Raw genomic sequence first — 17,827 nt, 5'->3', positions numbered from 1 at the left:
TATAATCTGAAAATGTAGAGGAAGGGGATATTTTTAAATGGCTCGACTACGCGAATTTGATGAAGAAAAAGCTTTGGATGCTGCTATGCAACTTTTTTGGGAGAAAGGATACGCTGCTACTTCATTAAGTGATCTAACTGCAAGAATGGAAATACAAAAACCGAGTTTATATTCAGCTTTTGGTGATAAAGAGGGCTTATTTGAAGCGGCATTAAGGAGATACACAAATTTACATGCGGCTCGTATACGAACAAAACTTCAAAACGAACAATCTGTAAAAGAAGCAATTCAGATGTTTTTTGAAAATATGGTGGAAGAGGAATATAAAAAAGAGTTCAGTAAAGGCTGTTTTTGTATTAACACAATGGTTGAGCTTGCTCCTCATAATGAAAAGTTTGAAGTACTGACTAGAGAACACCAAATGTATCTTGCAGTTATTTTTCAAGAATTAATCATGAAAGGAATTCGATCAGGAGAACTACAAAGTGATTTGAACGCTAAAGCATTAGCGCAAACATTAGTCACGTCCTTAATTGGATTAACAGTGTTAATGAAATCACGCCCAGAACGTTCCGTTATAGATAATTCGGTATCTATAATAGTATCGTTAGTAAAATAATTTTTGAGTGAGATGTTAATCAGCAAATTAAATATTAAGAAAGTCGATTCCTTATTAAAATAAGAAATCGACTTGTTATAATTATATATTTTGTAAGTTGTCTTTCCAAAAATTATAGCTATTATCAATAACTTCTTTTAATTTGAAATAATTTTCTCAAGTAACTTGCACGTGGTAGAGAGTTTCTCCATCGTCTGTAAAAATACCTGAGTAATCATCTATATACTTCCACTCATCCTTATTGTTAAAGTAGTACATTGCGAATTGGTTGCCCTCATCATTTAACATGTCGTCTACTAACACGCCATCCCAATTTATATAAATTTGTGTGCCAGTCATTTGTTTAAGTTTAAATTGATTATTTTGACGGCATTTGTAATTAGTTGTAAAATAATGTTTGTTGACGAATTTTATAAAAAGTATGTTAGATGAAATTCATCTGTAGGGATGACATATAAATATTTTCTTAATGGGTATAAAATATAGTAATGTAAATATATAAATAAAAAGAAAATGTATTAGAAGTACATAGTAGATTCATATTTTAAAAAATTAATGTGACAATAAAGGGAGGTTGAGATACATACACGGCGGGAATGTGTATGTATCTATTATAATAATGAATAAGACAATCAAACAACAAGTAATCGCACTATCAACAAGTCTAGTGATTTTAGGGAGCGTACCTTTATCAGTATCAGCAGAAGAGATAAACAACTCTCAAACTGATCAACTTAATATTGCCCAAGGAGAATACGGATCGAGCGGATTAAATTATTCTAATTTCAAGTTGGAAGTTCCTAATCATGTACAAATTAACGAAGCAGAAGTATCTGAAAATGAAAAAATGCTTTTAGAAGAATATAAGCATAAACATGATGAAACAGAAGAATTAAACAAAATGCAAGATGCTAAGAAGGGACAAGTAGCAGAAAAGGAAGCTATTTCAAACATTGAAAAGGCATTTGAATCTGTAGATGGTCGAAATGATGGGTCTGATCGTCAAATGAAACCTGTTGCAAAGCCAAGAGGTATTCAATATAGCGCACAGAGTACGAAGAAATATGGAACACTTGCAGGAGTTCCATTTGTGGAGTGGATTGTTCCGGCAGGAAATCCTGATATTCGTCCTGCAAATCCGATGAAAGCACGTTACATTACAATTCATGAGACCGCAAATACAGCCGCTGGTGCTAATGCTGAAAATCATGCGAAATATTTATACAAGCAAGCAACTGAAGGCACTTTCCGAACAGCTTCATGGCATTTTACTGTAGACGATAAACAAATTTATCAACACTTACCAACAAACGAAAATGGTTGGCATGCAGGAGATGGAGATGGATCAGGAAACAGGGAATCTATCGGTATCGAGATCGCGGTTAACCAAGATGGTGATTACAATAAAGCATTAGAAAATGCAAAACGACTTGCAGGTTATTTAATGAACAAAGAAGGAATTGGTGCAGATCATATTTACAAGCATCAACAATGGAGCGGGAAAAAATGTCCTGACATTTTAATTTCACGTGGTAATTGGGCTGGTTTCGTACAAGGAATTCAGTGGTATGCAAATATAAATGCGCAGATTGATACGCCTTTACAAGATAAAAATGACTCATTTAATCCAAATGAAAATAATCCAGCTGAACCTAGCATGGAACTAGTGGTAAATGGTAGTGGCATCAATGTACGTAGTGATGCGGGTATTGAACATCGTGTTGTACGTAAAGCTTCAAACGGAGATCGTTACAAAGTATTAGCGGTTAAAAATGGTTGGTATAAAGTAGGTAATGGAGAATGGATTTTCTATGACCCAAGTTGGATTAAAATTAACTACAATGTACCAAAGGAAGAAGTACAAAAGCCAAAGGAAGAAGTACAAAAACCAAAAGATGATATTACAGGTGGCTGGTTTGAAGGGCATATTCGTAAATTAAACAGTCTAGGTATTATGCAAGGCGAAGGTAATGGTGTATTTGCGCCATATCGAAATGTAACGAGAGCGGAGTTTGCGAAATTAATCTCGAATGCTCTTAAACTACCAGAGGGAAATAAGTCATTTGTAGATATTAATGAGGCACATCCATCACTTCATGACGGTATTAAACATTGTGCAAGTGCAGGAATTATTAATGGTCGTGGTGAAGGGATTTTTGATCCTAACTCACCAATTACTCGTGAAGAAGTATCTATTATGATTGACAAAGCATTACGATATAAAGGAATTACAGGTGAGTTAGTAGCATTACCATTTACAGATAAGCATTTAATAACATACAAAGAATCGGTTCAACGATTATACAGTCTAAAGGTAGTTAATGGTATTGGAAATAATGAGTTTGATCCTCGAGGCACAGCAACTCGTGGTCAGGCAGCTGCCTTTATTGTGAAGATGTTAGATTCAATGCAAAAATAAAATGAAACTTTAATCAGTGAGGGTCACTCGCATTGCAATCGAGCAGTTTATTCACCGAATTTTGAAATGAGAGTGTTACTGCCCGCAAATAGCAGAAGAAATTGTATGTAGAAGCTGACATTGGTAGAAGTAAAAAATAAGAAGAATTTGAAAGGAGCTATCCAAAATAATAATTTGGAATAGCTCCTATTTAGTAGGAAGAAAAAATTGTATTTGATAGATTGTAATGTAGAATGCCCTTCCAAGCCCCTCATAAGCCCCTACCAAGTAATAAATCACTAAGAAAAAACAAAAACAACTACAAGAACAAAACAAGCGCGAAAAAATGAAACCGGCGTTGTAGTAGTAAAAAAATTGTAATTCGAATGCCAAAACTATTCCCGCATGCCTATCTTTATAATGAAGGATTAAAATTTTCCTATTTACTAGCAAAGAGTGGAGGGAAACATATGGCGGTATACCGTAATGTGCAGGTGAACTTTTGGCAAGATGAATTCATATTAGATTTAACGCCAGAGGAGCGTTATTTTTACATATATTTGTTAACTGGTACGAAAACAAAGCAATGTGGTATTTACATATTACCGAAGCGTGTGGCAGAGCTTGAAACAGGTTATAGTATGGAGACTGTTGAGAAGCTGCTAAACAGGTTTGTTGAGTATGGAAAGATTCTATATGATACGAAAACGAAAGAGGTATTCATAATAAACTGGTTACACTATAACCCTATTTCAAATGCGAATGTGGAGAAGTGCGTATTACGTGAGTTAAAGACTGTAAAAAGTAATGAGTTCATACATATATTTTTACGTAAATGCCTTGAAGAAGAATACACGATTCCATTATTATTGCAGCATTTTGGTATGCCAGAAGAAGAGGATAATAGTAGTTCACAAGTAGTTATTGAAGAGAAAAAAGAAGAGGAAGAGATAGAAACCATAGAAGAGGGCGTTCCAAATAGTGAAGTTTATAAGTTTTATGAACAAAATATTAGTAGTTTATCCCCATATATTGTGAAGGAATTGAAGAATTGGATACAAAGACTTTCTGGAGAGAAAGTGTTAGAGGCACTTAAAATTGCGTTTGAAAATAATAAGAAAACGTTAGTTTATGTGAAGGGGATTTTGAGGAATTGGTGTAGTGAAAAATTAAAGGATTTTAGTGGGGAGAAGTGCGTAATGGGAAGTTTAGAGAGAAGGAAATGTATTTTGAGTAGTGTATTTTAATTTACATTAACTTAACATAGAATGTATGTTCGTTTTTGTGAGATTTATGCTATACTACCATTAAATAAGGGTATTTTTATAATAGATAAAAAGATGCGGGGGGTACAAAGTTTGACTACTAGTACATCTGAGTTGTTTCAATATATTAATATGACAGAAGAACAGAAACAATTATCACAACGATATTTACAGACAAAAGAAGAAGGGATTTTAAAAGATATTCAACTAACGACAATTCGTGATCAAAAAAGAAGCGATTTTGCGGAGCGATTTATAAACGATTTTAGGAAAGTGCATAAACAAGATCCGGATTTTTTTCGATTATTTTACCATATACTCGAGGAGCAATTATTAAATGTTCTTGTAGTCCGTTTTGCGCATGTCAGTTTTTCTAAAATGAAGATTTATTTAGAAAAAAGTGCACTTCCTTTGGACAAACTTGTAGCAATCGCATGTAAATATTTATCCAGTATTTCAAGTTATGTGAATGAAGCAGATGTTTTTCTTAGAGAGTTAACAAGAGAGAATCCGAACTATATAGAGGGACAATTACATACTTTACCAACTAACCAGCAAGTAACATTACTTCTTGTAATGTTTGATGTAGATTATGAAAAGTTTCGTACATATAGTTCTTTATTGAATGAGAGGTTAGAAGAACATACAGAATTTATATTGAAACTGCTAGGGGAAAAGGAAAAGGTTGAAGCAGTTAAACGGTATTTAAAAGGTAAAGATGAGAGTGAAGTATTTATAGGTTGGAATTTACCGGAACATATTTGGCGGCTATTATTTTGTGTTCATAAATATTCGGATGTTGCGAGGCGATATATTGAAATATTGGCGAAGAAAAATGTTTGGGGTTTTATAAACTATGCAACACGTTATATGTGTCACACTCTCGGTCAGTCTCAAAACTACAAAAAAACTGGTAGTGTAAATAGAGAAACATATGAAGAAATTCAAAGTTTTTGTACACAGTTTTGGATTTCTAAGGAACGATTTTTCGCGCATCGTCTAAGGCAACATGATTTGAATAGTGAGGATTTTTGTAAGACGTATGAATATGAATTGCTATGCTTTATGTTGGAGGGAAATCCTGAATTTATTCAACAAACTTTGCAATATGTAAGTAAAATGAATTATCTCATCATCGCACGAACGCTAGCCGAAAAAGGATATGAACTAAATAGAGGGAAAATGCGAGAAGAATTTTTTGTTGCTGCTTTGCAAATTAAATTGTCTACATTGCGGGATACATATTGTGATTATTTACTAGGGAAGTTGTCACTTGAGGATATAAAGCAAATACTTAAAAATCCGAAATATAGAAGTATGTATTGGGGTATGCCGGTGTTAGAGGTTGCGCTTCTTTGGGATATAGATGATGTAGCGAAAAGGGAAGCTGTACTTACACTACAGTTTGGAGATGATGATAGTGTTAATTTATACGAACTTCTTTACGAATGTTCTGTCAGAGGAGTAGAGCCGAAACAAGTATTAGAAGATCTGCTTTCGTATGGGTTAAGTAAGGAAAAACTTATCGCTTATGCAGTTGAAGAAGCTGCATGCTACAGTGAAGAGAGAAATAAGGCGAAGGAAGCGCTTGTTTGTGTAATTGTAAAAGAACAAGCATATATAATTGAACGGTTTGATGAGTATTCTGCTATGGCAAAAGCATATATTTTAGAAGAGTTAGCAAAGGATAACATGGTTAAAATGCGTCCGATTTTAATTGAAAGCTTAGGGGATTCATCTAAAAAAATGCGTGAGTCTGTAGTTAAACTGCTTTCAAAAGATGTAGAAGCTGCAGCGGATGTAGCAGTTGAACTTCATAATAAAAAGAAGATTGTTCGTGAAAATGTGATGAAAATACTAATAGAGTATAAGCTTGAAAAATATACGAAACTTGTACAGGAAGCTTTGCAAGAAAGTAAAAATGAATCTTTCGCAGGAAAATTCTCGTTTTTATTTCAAACGGAGGAAGAAAAGATCGAAGAACTATGTGCACGTATTTTAACGGAACAAACAAGAAATTCACTTCTGCAATTGATTGGGGATGAGCCACAAATCCGTTTACGTGACTCTAATGAAATTGCTGATGCTGCAATTCCGTTAGCCTATTTACAACAGTATATCTCAGATGCTGTTATTGAGAAGAAAGAAACGGCAGAAGTAATTGGTAGAGCTTTAAATGAAGAGGACTTAAAAGAATATGTGCAAACGATATATCAAATATGGATTTCTCAAGACGCAGATGTGAAGAAGCGTGGAATTCTTTCGTTATACGGAATGTATAGTGACGACAAAATGGTCGACATACTTATAAAGCAAATTGATGAATGGGTGCTTCAAATGAGAGGAAAGATAGCAGCGGATGCCGTTCGTGCTTTAGGTTTGTCTTCATCTAAGCTTGCACTTATGTCTATTCATGCAATAGCATTTAAATATAAACATAAGCAAGTACGTAATGCAGCAAAAGAAGCGTTAAGTCTTGCTGCGAAAACACGTGGTATAACAGAGGAAGAGCTGGAAGATCAATTGGTGCCGGACCTTGGCTTTACTATACATGGTGAAAAGATAATTGATTTCGGGAATCGAAGTTTTACTGCCATTTTAACTACAGAGTCAAAAATTGAATTAGAGACAGAGGAAGGAAAACGTATGAAGTCACTTCCAAAGCCGAATGCAAAAGATGATGTAGAAAAGGCTGAAGAGGCTAAAAAAGAATTAGCCTCTTTAAAGAAGGAACTCCGAACTACTCTTTCAATGCAAAAACAACGATTGGAAGCGGCACTTTCGTTAAAGCGTTATTGGTCACATAATGCATGGAAGTCTGTATTTATGGATAATCCAATTATGAAGCAATTTTCTATTTCACTCATTTGGGGTGAGTATAAGGAAGGGAAGTTGCTGAACGCATTCCGTTATGCAGAAGGTGGCGTGTTCTGTACAATTGACGGGAAGAGTTATGAACTTTCATTTGGCACTGTTATTGGTTTCGTTCATCCGTTAGAATTGTCTGGGGCGGAGAAGGAATTATGGAAAGAGCAATTAGAAAGTGCGGGAATTGTTCAGCCGTTCCTACAAATTGAGCGTCCAGTGTTTGTAGTAGAAGAGAATGATGAGAGTGCTATTGAGAGATTTGGTGGTATTTTAGTAAATGGTCGTTTGTTATTCGGTAAGATGACGAAGCTTGGATGGATCCGTGGATCTGTTCAAGATGGCGGTGTGTATTATACGTTTTATAAAGAAGATACTCGTACTGGATTAGGGGCAGAGCTTTCATTTAGCGGAGCGCCGATTGGTTATGAAGATGAAGAAGATGTATGTGTATTTGACATTCAATTTTATAAAGCAGGTACAGTGAATCATGGTTCATATGAATACGATGAAATTGATGATGAAAGACGCATTGTACCAAAAGAAGTAGATAAACGCTTCTTTAGTGAAATGTTATATGATGTGCAAGTAGCGACAGGTGCAAATCTTGGGCATAATGAAAGTCGGCGTAGCAAACGATAAGAAAGACCCCCTTCATTGGTAGGAAAATGAAGGGGGTTTTTCAATGTTTTTAAAAGGTTCATTCTCAAAAAGAAGCGAATAGTGTGAGAAAGGGGTGATTATATGGAGGTAGTTATAAAGAAGAAACGAAAAAGGGGAAGAAGAATTTTTATTTGGGCTAGTAGTATCGTTCTCTTGTTAGTTATTTCCGCTGCGATTTTTTTGAATATATATACGCTGAAATCTATGCCAAAGATAGATGGAACGATAAAGCTAGAGGATTTACAACACGCTGTTACGGTGAAGCGGGATAGTAAAGGTGTACCGCATATTAAATCGGAAAATGCACATGATTTATATTTTTCACAAGGATATGTACAAGCGCAAGATCGGTTGTTTCAAATGGATTTAAGTAGAAGACAAGCTTCTGGTATGTTAAGTGAAGTTGTTGGGGAAGCAGCCGTTGACCGAGATAAATTGTTTCGAACACTCGGTTTACGGCGAGCGGCAGAAGCTTCAGTTAGTCAATATGATGGAGAAGCAAAATATGCCCTGCAGTCATTTGCTGATGGGGTGAACGCTTTTATACGTGAGGCGAAAGCGGAAAAGAAATTACCAGTTGAGTTTACTATATTAGGTTATGAGCCTTCTGAATGGTCAATTGTTGATTCCTTAACAATTGGGAAGTATATGGCGTTTGACTTAGGGGGACATTGGCATGGGCAGGCGTTTCGATATTGGGCGCTGAAAAATCTTCCGAAAGAGCAAGCAAATGAGCTATTTCCTACATATCCGAAAGATGCACCTAGATTGCTAGCTGAACTAAAAACTACAAATGTGGACGTAGCACAAAGTTTTTCAAAAACGATAATTCCCCCGGAGTTTAACGGTAGTAATAACTGGGTTGTGAGCGGTGAGAAGAGTGCGTCAGGTAAGCCGATTTTAGCAGATGACCCTCATTTATCCCTTGCGACACCTTCTATATGGTATCAAACGAGACTTGAAATGAAAGATTTAAATGTGAGTGGCGTTATTTTCGCTGGAGTACCAGGTGTTATATTAGGCCACAATGACAAAATAGCGTGGGGCGTTACGAATACGGGGCCTGATGTGCAAGATTTATATATTGAGAAGAGAAATCCTAATAATGAAAATGAATTTCTGTATAACGATAAATGGGAGAAAGCTACGGTAGTTGATGAATCGATTAAAGTAAAAGGCGGGAAGACAATTCCTTATAACGTTACGATTACGAGGCATGGGCCAGTAATTTCAGAGTTTGCGGATAAGGGGAAGGAGAAAACGAAAACAGTATTTGCTTTAAAGTGGACTGCTTTAGAACCGTCAGCTGAGTTAAAAGCTGTATTAAATATGAACAAAGCAAAAGACTGGACGGAGTTTGAAACCGCTCTTCAAGATTTCCATACACCAACCCAAAACTTTGTGTTTGCATCAAACGATGGCACGATTGCTTATAAAGCGAATGGAAATATACCAGTGCGTAAAAAAGGCGATGGTAGCTTGCCTGTTCCAGGATGGACAGATGAATATGAATGGGAAGGGTATATTCCATTTGATCAGCTGCCGAAAGTTATAAATCCGAAAGAAGGTTTTATTTCAACTGCGAATAATAAAATTGTTGATGATGATTATCCGTACCATATTAGCAATACGTGGGCACAGCCATATAGGCAAATGCGTATTCAAGAATTTTTGCAAGAGAAGGAAAAGTATACGGTGAAAGATTTAGAAGAGTTACAGATGGATCAAAAGAATTTATACGGGAAAGAGTTTACTCCTATATTTTTAAAAGAGTTAAATAAAGCATCTTTAAATGAGGTAGAGAAAGAAGGCGTAAACCAATTAACAAAGTGGAATTTTTACGATAGTAAAGATGAACCGGCACCATTAATATTCTATTTATTAATGAAAGAGATTTCAAATACGTTATTTTCAAAAGAAATACCGAAAGATGTAATGAAGTTATTTGAAGGGAAGTCACAAGTTGTTGATGAATTGATTCGAAAAGAAGTAGCGGGAGAAAATAGCGCGTGGTTTACGAAGTACGGAGGTTTCACAAAAGTTGTGCATACATCGTACGAGAATGTAATGAAGAAATTGCAGAAGGAATATGGACCGGATGTTGGAGAGTGGAAGTGGGGCGATTACCATCAACTCGCTTTTACACATCCAATTTCAAAATCATCTAGTATGTTAGCACTACTCGCTTTTAATCGTGAGAAACCAGTCCCGATTGGCGGAAGTCAAGTTACCGTGCAAGCAGCGAGTTACGGCGATAACGGCATTGTAAATCACGGAGCGTCTTGGAGATTCATTATTGATACGAAAGATATGTCAAACGGTTATCATATAGTGGGACCAGGACAATCGGGACATTTTAGAAGTGATTGGTATCATGATCAAATAGATGATTGGGTAAGTGGAACGTATCATACGACTACATTGAATACGGAGGGAATAGAGGGGAAGGTGCTAAATTTAGAACCGAAGTGATAGGGGGTTTTTGTTTGTGGAGGGACTAGTAATAATCTTTTTGATAATGAAAGCTTATCATTTAGAACATAACCCAGTTCTTAAATAATTTTAACAGCCAGCCTACTATCATTTAATTTGATAGTAGGCTGTTTCCATCTTCGAAATACGCTGTAGCAACTTCTTCAGGATTACGATTATTTCCACATGCTGCAAGTGCTGTAACAAATAAAGCCATTACAACTATTAACATGATTATTCCAGTTTTGAGGGGAATTAGTTAACAAAGACCAGGTATTATTTGCAACAGAACGGTCCCTCTGTACCCCTTGTTTCGTCATTTTTCTACGCCATCCAACTTGACAAATGTTTTTTTATCAAACTACAATGAAAATCATTATCAATAATATAGGGAGGATACTTTTGTCAATAAATGAAAAACAATATATTTATAGGTTAATAACCAGATCTTGTTAAGTCGTATGTACTATTTTTAGTTTAGCGTTGCCCAGAATGTACACCAATTAATCTCGCGAATTACAAGAAAATTATTATTGAAATGAGGCGTGCATTGTGAAGTTGGACGTGAATGAGTTAGCAGAGTATCTTGCCAATAATCCTTTCCGAGTAGAAGGAGTATATCGTTATGCTAAAAATCCAGGTGTGCCTTGTGCTGAGTCTACAGATTCTTTCCCAGGATTTGTATTTCCACTTACAGGGAAGACGCAATTTCAATTTAATGGTACGCCGTATATCCTTTCCCCAGGAAAAGTTATACATGGGGGTGCAAAAATGACATTAGCCCATAAAATGCTTGGTGAAATAAACTGGGAATATATTCTTGTTTTATATCAGATAAGCAATCCAGAACGAGAAGACTCTGGCTTTACTCATCAGCATTTTGAATTATTAACAGGACAATCTCCTCGTCTTGTCGAATTACTTATGCGTCTTTGGGATGTGTATAATCAGCGTGGAGGCATTTCGATGCTTCAGACCGAAATGCTGTTTCGCGAAGCGTTGAATGAAGCTTTATTAAGTGTTGTCAATAGAGAAAACAACTATGAGTCGCATACTTTATTCGAACGAATATCTAGTTACGTTCGCCAATACTATTATAAAGATATTACAATACATACGCTTACAGAACAAAATAATGTTAATCGAAATCGTCTTTCTTACGTGTTTAGAAAGCATGCAGGTATGGGGCCAGCAGAATATTTATTGAACTATCGTATAAAGATGGCTCAAAAAATGTTATGTACAAGTGGTGTGCCTGTACAACAAATTTCGCAGGCTGTTGGAATTGCAGACCCTTTTTATTTTAGTAGAGTTTTCAAGAAGCGAGTTGGCATTTCGCCTACTAAATATCGCGAGAAGTTCATCAATAATCCATACTAATGTCAACAGGGGTCCATTCTTATTTGAAAATCACTGTTCTATACTTATGGAGAGTTAAAGGAAACATTGGATTGAAAGAACTTTCATTGAAATCACTCCTTTGTACTATCTGAATGAAAAGTTCTGGCCGGAGCATTTTCTTTTTAAGCGTAATGACGACTTTTTTACTTAGATTATTGTAATATAGTGGAAGTTAAAAATGAGGAGGGATTATTATCCATTACCAACCTATTAAACTAAATGACGAGTTATCTAAAATTAACGATTATTGGTATCCACGAGTGATTGGTGAAATGAATGATGATCAAATTCAGCTTTTTAAAGCTAATGGAGATTTTATATGGCATGAGCATCCTGATACGGATAAGCTATTTATTGTGCTTGAAGGGGAGATGTTCATCGATTTCCGTGATGGACAGGTGAAAATTTCTAAGGGCGAGATGTTTATTGTCCCGAGAGGCGTTGAGCATAAACCTTTCACTGAAAAGGAATCCCACATCATGTTGGTAGAGCCTAAAAGGGAAATGGATTGATAATCGTAAAAAGATAAAAAAGGAGCGGAAATCCGTTCCTTTTTTATTTATCTTACTATTTTTAGGGGCTTAGTATGAGTAAGATGTGAATAAAGGATGAATAGCATTTTTATCAATAAAAATTTATTGGATTTTTTGTGGAATATATATGAAACGTTGTATAAAATAATCAAGAAAGCCAAAAATTATAGGGGGAAAGTTGTGAAGAAAAATAAGAGTTTAATAAGTTTTTTAGGAGTGTTTATTATGTTGTTTTCTTTTTGTTTTCAAGGAAATGTACAGGCAGATGTAAATACTGTTCAATCTGGAAAAATCAAATCAGGAAACGTAACAGTATGGGAAGTTGGAAATGTAGCGAAAGTATTAGCGGATGTGGAGCGCTTAAATTTAAATACAGTAAATGTACCGATTCAAGTAGATATCCCAAATGTGACTTCTACGAATATGGTAATTAATCAAGCGCAAAAGCAACAAGCTATTATTTTAATTCAAGAATTATTAAAGCGTAATATTCAAGTTATAGTGGAACCGTTCCCATATATTCAGCAGGGGAATGTTGGAGAGACAGAATGGAACCCAAGTAACATTAATGATTTCTTCTGGAATTGGAAGACGGTTATTCTGCAAGATATTTTTAATTCCATTACAAGTAAATACAATGTGTATGGACTAAAGATTGCTTCTAATTTCGTGAATATGGAGTATGCAGAAGGATACTGGAGCGATACAATTGATTTTGTTCGTAATCAGTATAAAGGAAATATTTTGTATCAAATGAACTGGTGGTTAACAGCAAGCTGGGACCCTTCTTATGAAGCGAAGTTTAAAGAGAAAATCAATCGTCCGTATTTAAAAAAGGTGGATATTGTAAGTATTGATAGTTGGTTTGAAGTTTCAGGAAAAAGAAATCCAACATATGAAGAAGTAAAGAAAAGTTTATTTGCGACGACAGTGTATAATCGTGGACAAAATGTTGTTCAGCAATTGGAACAATTACATAATGCAACAGGAAAACCAGTTTACTTCGGTGGGTTTAACGTTCCGGCGCGTGAACTTGGATTACAAAATCCGTGGAATCCAGATGTTTCAAATGTGTTTTCAAAAGATGTACAATTAAATGGATGGCGTGCTTACCGCGATGTATTAGAACCGAAACCATATTTTAAAGGTTTTTCAATTTGGTTTATTGGCTCTAATGATAGTACACATGCGTATCAAATACATAGTAAAGAAGCAGAGGCAGTTATTAATGGGTGGTACCGAAAATAATTTTTATAAAATAGGTAAGTTTTAAAGATTACTACATATATTTCTAGTGAAAGGCCTTTCACCATCTTATCACCTAGGGGGCAATCATAATGAAATTTTTGTCTTACCTTACAGTAATTTTGGTGATTCTCGGCGGTTTGAATTGGTTATTTGTAGCGTTAGATTACAATGTAGTTGAGAAATGGTTTGGTTCTATGCCGGCGCTTGTGGACACTATTTATTGGCTCATTGGTCTTTCTGCTATTTATCAAATTTTTGATCGGTTCTTTACGAACGACTAGCTATTATTATTCTATTATTAGAGTGTTAAGTGCGATTATGTACTTAACACTTTTTTATGTATATATAAAAAGTCTGCACTTGCAAGCGATTCCATCGCGTCTTGCGTCGTAATAATAGAAAACAAATTGACCACATATTATATTTTAGGTTATAATTCAGAAAGTTTAAAAAATAATCAAATGAGAAATAGGGAGGTTATGAGGGTAATGGAGAGAGTCTATAATTTTTCAGCAGGACCATCAATACTCCCTTTGCCAGTTTTAGAGAAAGTGCAAAAGGAGCTTGTAAATTATAACGGGACAGGCATGTCTATTATAGAAATGAGTCATCGATCTTCTTATTTTCAAAGTATTATAGAGGAAGCGAGTAACTTACTTCGTGAATTAATGAGCATCCCTGATGAGTATGATGTTTTATTTTTACAAGGCGGTGCGTCATTACAATTTTCTATGATACCACTGAACTTAATGAATACGTATAAAAAAGCTGGATACGTACTAACTGGCTCATGGTCTAAAAAGGCACTGCAAGAAGCCGAAAAAGTTGGGGAAGTACAAGTGATTGCTTCTTCCGAGCAAGAGAAGTTTACTACGATTCCTAAACTGGACGGTTTATTAAGTGATGAAAAACTAGATTATGTACATATTACAACGAATAATACAATTGAGGGGACAAAATATGTGGACATTCCACATGTAGAAAGAGTGCCGCTCGTTGCGGATATGTCCTCAAATATTTTATCAGAGCGATATGATGTTTCGAAGTTTGGTCTTATATATGCGGGGGCGCAAAAGAATTTAGGACCTGCGGGCTTAACGATTGCTATTATAAAAAGAGATTTAATTGGGGGAGCAGATCGCTCTTGTCCGACAATGTTAAATTATGAAACTTACAGTAAAAATAACTCCTTATATAATACACCGCCATCCTTTAGTATTTACGTAACAAAACTTGTACTAGAGTGGTTGAAAGAGCAAGGCGGAGTATCTGCGATTGAAGAACAAAATAAAATGAAATCTTCACTTATTTATCATTTTTTAGATGAATCTAAATTGTTTACTTCACCAGTTGACCCTGCGTATCGATCACTTATGAATATTCCATTTACAACACCGTCAGAAGAGCTGAACAATGAGTTTTTACAAAAAACGAAAGAACGCGGCCTTGTTACGTTAAAAGGACATCGCTCAGTCGGTGGTATGCGTGCAAGTATTTACAATGCGATGCCAGTGGAAGGTGTAAAACAATTAGTAGATTATATGAAGGAATTTGAGCTTGAGAATAGATAGGGAGATGGGGATATGTTTCGTGTTCAAACGTTAAATCAAATTGCAGAAAAGGGTTTGCAAGTTCTTGACGGAGAGCGTTATGAAGTAGGGGATAGAATGGACCACCCAGATGGTATTTTACTTCGCAGCTATTCTTTACACCAAGAAGAGTTTTCAAAAGACTTAAAGGCGATTGCAAGAGCTGGTGCTGGTGTAAATAATATTCCTGTCGAGCGATGTACAGAAAAAGGGATTGTAGTATTTAATACACCAGGAGCGAATGCCAATGCAGTAAAGGAACTTATTATCGCCAGCCTTATTATGTCTTCACGTAACATTATTAACGGTGTAAGCTGGACGAAAAATTTAGAGGGTGAAGAAGTACCGCAGCTTGTTGAATCAGGAAAAAAACAATTCGTTGGATCAGAAATTGCAGGAAAACGTCTAGGTGTAATTGGCCTTGGCGCAATCGGTGCTTTAGTTGCGAACGATGCGTTAGCGTTAGGGATGGACGTTATTGGATATGATCCTTATATTTCAGTTGAAACAGCTTGGCGTCTTTCTACACATGTGCAAAGAGCATTTAGCCTTGATGAAATTTTTGCAACGTGTGATTATATTACCCTTCATATTCCTCTTACAAATCAAACGAAGGGAATTATTGGGGAACACGCTATAGAGAAGATGAAAAAAGGTATGCGTTTATTCAATTTCTCAAGAGGAGAACTTGTAGATGAAAATGTTCTTCAAAAAGCGTTAGAAGAAGATGTTATTACGCATTACGTAACAGACTTCCCAAATGAAAATGTGATAAAGATGAAAAATGTAACAGCGACGCCTCACCTTGGTGCATCTACGTCCGAATCAGAAGAAAACTGTGCATTCATGGCAGCGCGCCAATTACGTGAATATTTAGAGACAGGAAATATTCGTAATTCAGTAAATTATCCAAACGTAGAATTGCCGTATATCGGAAAGAAACGAATTACAATTATGCATCAAAACGTCCCGAATATGGTAGGGCAAATTACAGGATGCTTAGCGGAACATCATATTAATATTGCCGATATGATTAATCGTAGTAAACATTCTTGGGCATACACAATGATTGATATCGATAACGGAATTGATGATATAATAAAAGAGAATATTGTAGAAAATATAAGCAAAATTACAGGTGTTGTAGCCGTTCGAATGATTGTGTAAAGGAGAGAGGAATGTGGCAAAAATACGACCGTTTCGGGCCATTCGTCCAGTAGAGGAAAAAGCGGCACAAGTGGCAGCTTTACCGTATGACGTATTAAATAGTGAAGAGGCAAGAGAAGTTGTAAAAGGGAATCCATATTCTTTCTTGCATGTTGATAAAGCAGAAATTGATTTAGACCCGGCACTTTCACCGTACGATGATCGTGTATATGAAAAAGCGGGTGAAAATTTAAATCGATTTATACGAGAAGAAGTGTTCATTCAAGACGAAGAGCCAGCGTTATACATTTATGAACTGACGATGCAGGGAAGAACGCAGTCAGGCCTTGTCGTTTGTACATCTATTGATGAGTATGAAGATGATACAATTAAAAAACATGAGAGAACGCGTCATGAAAAAGAGCTAGATCGTATTCGTCACGTAGATGTGTGTGATGCAAATACGGGTCCTATCTTTTTAACGTATCGTACAAAAGAAGAGATAAAGCATTTCATTGCCAGCTGGAAAGAAGAACATGCGCCAATCTATACATTTACAGCAGAAGACGGCGTTAGGCACGTTGCTTGGAAAATAGCTGATGAAGAAGTAATTGCAAGTTTAGTAAACTTATTTGAAGATATTCCTAACCTGTACATTGCAGATGGGCATCACCGTTCTGCATCAGCTGCAAAAGTAGGGATCATGCGAAGAGAACAATATCCGAATTACACAGGAGAAGAGGAATTTAATTTCTTCTTATCTGTTTTATTCCCACACGATGAGTTATCCATTTGGGACTATAACCGAGTTGTAAAAGATTTAAATGGTTTATCAGAAGAACAGTTTTTAAAACAAATAGCGCAATACTTTTATGTAGAAGAAGCGGCTGTTTCTCCGTATAAACCAAATGAGCCAAAAACATTTGGAATGTATGTAAATGAGAAGTGGTATAAGCTTACAGTGAAAGAGGAAACGTTTGATGCGAATGATCTCGTGAAAGGTTTGGATGTATCTATTCTGCAAGATCATTTATTAAGCCAAGTACTTGAAATACACGATCCGCGATCTGATTCACGCGTTGATTTTGTCGGAGGAATCCGCGGGTTAGAAGAACTAGAACGCCTTGTAAATAGCGGTGAATATAAAGCAGCGTTCTCACTATATCCGACACCAATGGAATCGTTATTAGCAATCGCAGACGCTGGAGAAGTTATGCCGCCAAAATCAACGTGGTTTGAACCGAAACTGCGCAGCGGGTTGTTTGTACATTCTTTAAAGTAAATATAGACTTCTACAGTTTTGAAAAACCGAAATGATTATAGTTTCGGTTTTTCTTATTTTAAAAGAGTTTTTGAGGAGGCGCATGGGATGAAATTACAAGTAGGCGAAAAAATCACCTTTGAACGAACGTTTACAAAAGAAGATGTTGCGCTATTTACGGAAGTATCGAAAGATGAAGGTGTTCATCATGTTACGCCAGATGAGCAAGGGAGATTCGTTGTACAAGGACTATTAACATCAACGCTGCCTATAAAAATTGGTGGTGACTATAACGTACTAGCTCGTCAACAAAAAGGACATTCCTAGTATTACAAGAAATGTCTTTTCCACTAAATTATAGGATATT

General features: G+C 35.9%; 12 protein-coding genes and 2 pseudogenes. 13 read left to right on the top strand and 1 reads right to left on the bottom strand.

The window, feature by feature from the left end:
• Positions 1-37 precede the first annotated feature (37 nt).
• Entirely contained in the window at positions 38-619 is a 582-nt protein-coding gene (locus BCG9842_RS15900; protein WP_000113331.1) for a TetR/AcrR family transcriptional regulator, read from the top strand.
• Positions 620-700: 81 nt separating this feature from the next.
• Here BCG9842_RS15900 and BCG9842_RS31940 read toward each other — a convergent pair.
• Positions 701-979, bottom strand: a pseudogene (locus tag BCG9842_RS31940) (DUF7832 domain-containing protein); the annotation flags it as partial.
• A gap of 259 nt (positions 980-1,238) precedes the next feature.
• Between BCG9842_RS31940 and BCG9842_RS15895 the strand changes: the two are divergent.
• The 12 genes and pseudogenes from BCG9842_RS15895 to BCG9842_RS15840 form a co-directional block, all read left to right on the top strand.
• Complete coding sequence (locus tag BCG9842_RS15895) at positions 1,239-3,038, top strand: S-layer homology domain-containing protein (RefSeq protein ID WP_015945848.1); 1,800 nt, start codon at positions 1,239-1,241, stop codon at positions 3,036-3,038.
• A 449-nt stretch (positions 3,039-3,487) separates the two neighbouring features.
• On the top strand, positions 3,488-4,264 hold the full coding sequence (locus tag BCG9842_RS15890; RefSeq protein WP_000312102.1) for a DnaD domain-containing protein: 777 nt from the start codon (positions 3,488-3,490) through the stop codon (positions 4,262-4,264).
• A gap of 111 nt (positions 4,265-4,375) precedes the next feature.
• Positions 4,376-7,789 carry a DUF4132 domain-containing protein gene (locus BCG9842_RS15885; protein ID WP_000213804.1) on the top strand — a complete coding sequence of 1,138 codons (3,414 nt, stop codon included), beginning with the start codon at positions 4,376-4,378 and terminating at the stop codon, positions 7,787-7,789.
• Positions 7,790-7,891: 102 nt separating this feature from the next.
• Positions 7,892-10,282: a penicillin acylase family protein gene (locus tag BCG9842_RS15880; protein ID WP_000454330.1), complete on the top strand. Its 2,391-nt coding sequence runs from the start codon at positions 7,892-7,894 to the stop codon at positions 10,280-10,282.
• Between the two features lie 552 nt (positions 10,283-10,834).
• Positions 10,835-11,662: a helix-turn-helix transcriptional regulator gene (locus BCG9842_RS15875; RefSeq protein ID WP_000762793.1), complete on the top strand. Its 828-nt coding sequence runs from the start codon at positions 10,835-10,837 to the stop codon at positions 11,660-11,662.
• A 293-nt stretch (positions 11,663-11,955) separates the two neighbouring features.
• Complete coding sequence (locus BCG9842_RS15870) at positions 11,956-12,195, top strand: cupin domain-containing protein (protein WP_000997179.1); 240 nt, start codon at positions 11,956-11,958, stop codon at positions 12,193-12,195.
• Between the two features lie 201 nt (positions 12,196-12,396).
• Complete coding sequence (locus tag BCG9842_RS15865; protein ID WP_000739759.1) at positions 12,397-13,464, top strand: glycoside hydrolase family 113; 1,068 nt, start codon at positions 12,397-12,399, stop codon at positions 13,462-13,464.
• An 89-nt stretch (positions 13,465-13,553) separates the two neighbouring features.
• Positions 13,554-13,745 (top strand): DUF378 domain-containing protein, encoded by a 192-nt coding sequence (locus BCG9842_RS15860; RefSeq protein ID WP_000670804.1) that lies wholly within the window; start codon positions 13,554-13,556, stop codon positions 13,743-13,745.
• 207 nt (positions 13,746-13,952) lie between these two features.
• The gene (gene serC, locus BCG9842_RS15855) at positions 13,953-15,035 is read left to right on the top strand and encodes a 3-phosphoserine/phosphohydroxythreonine transaminase (RefSeq protein ID WP_000442927.1); all 1,083 of its coding nucleotides are present in this window, start codon (positions 13,953-13,955) and stop codon (positions 15,033-15,035) included.
• A 12-nt stretch (positions 15,036-15,047) separates the two neighbouring features.
• Entirely contained in the window at positions 15,048-16,220 is a 1,173-nt protein-coding gene (locus BCG9842_RS15850; RefSeq protein WP_000490235.1) for a 3-phosphoglycerate dehydrogenase family protein, read from the top strand.
• 13 nt (positions 16,221-16,233) lie between these two features.
• Positions 16,234-17,481 (top strand): DUF1015 domain-containing protein, encoded by a 1,248-nt coding sequence (locus BCG9842_RS15845; protein WP_001063060.1) that lies wholly within the window; start codon positions 16,234-16,236, stop codon positions 17,479-17,481.
• An 87-nt stretch (positions 17,482-17,568) separates the two neighbouring features.
• Positions 17,569-17,769, top strand: a pseudogene (locus BCG9842_RS15840) (dehydratase); the annotation flags it as partial.
• Positions 17,770-17,827 lie beyond the last annotated feature (58 nt).

Source organism: Bacillus cereus G9842, assembly GCF_000021305.1.
GTDB classification, from domain to species: Bacteria; Bacillota; Bacilli; order Bacillales; family Bacillaceae_G; genus Bacillus_A; species Bacillus_A thuringiensis_S.
Note: the sequence above shows the minus strand (reverse complement) of the source record. Positions and strands in the feature narration are given on the sequence as shown.